Source organism: Pseudoalteromonas sp. APC 3250, from assembly GCF_030407915.1.
Lineage (GTDB): Bacteria > Pseudomonadota > Gammaproteobacteria > Enterobacterales > Alteromonadaceae > Pseudoalteromonas > Pseudoalteromonas tetraodonis.
Genome location: NZ_JASDCM010000046.1, coordinates 1 through 620, shown reverse-complemented (window position 1 = coordinate 620; position 620 = coordinate 1). Strand labels below are relative to the sequence as shown.

Genomic DNA, 620 nt, shown 5'->3' with positions numbered 1-620 from the left:
TGGCACTGAATGATACTGCTATCATTCTTTTTTACTTTTGAAAACTCTGTACAAATAACAATGTTATTCATACGAATTTTATTATCAGCTTTTCCAAATTTTTAAAGAGCAGAGAATCAAAAACTTCTCAAAATTAAACACACTCTATTCTCAGGTGATTGTGCTACCCGATAAAAGAATATTTATTTTTAAGAAGTAAAGTGGTGGAGCTAAGCAGGATCGAACTGCTGACCTCCTGCGTGCAAGGCAGGCGCTCTCCCAGCTGAGCTATAGCCCCACATATGCTGGTCTTACTGTTTGTATACCGACTTCTTTTTAAGACAAGGCGTAAGTTGAGGCCGTTTAGTTTACTAAACAACGAAGCTTACAACGAAGCATTAAGAAGAAGTGGTGGGTCTGAGTAGATTTGAACTACCGACCTCACCCTTATCAGGGGTGCGCTCTAACCAGCTGAGCTACAGACCCAAACAATAAGTGTTGTTCTCTTTACAATTAACAATCATCTGTGTGGACACTACGAACAAATAAGTTCTAAATCGTATAAGGAGGTGATCCAGCCCCAGGTTCCCCTAGGGCTACCTTGTTACGACTTCACCCCAGTCATGAATCACTCCGTGGTA

At 40.8% G+C, this 620-nt stretch carries 2 tRNA genes and 1 rRNA gene; all 3 read right to left on the bottom strand.

The annotated features are described in order from the left end of the window. Positions 1-201: 201 nt before the first annotated feature. Positions 202-277 (bottom strand) — tRNA-Ala (locus tag QL986_RS18845). Positions 278-388: 111 nt separating this feature from the next. Then, positions 389-465 (bottom strand) — tRNA-Ile (locus QL986_RS18840). Positions 466-541: 76 nt separating this feature from the next. Continuing rightward, positions 542-620, bottom strand: a 16S ribosomal RNA gene (locus tag QL986_RS18835); the annotation flags it as partial.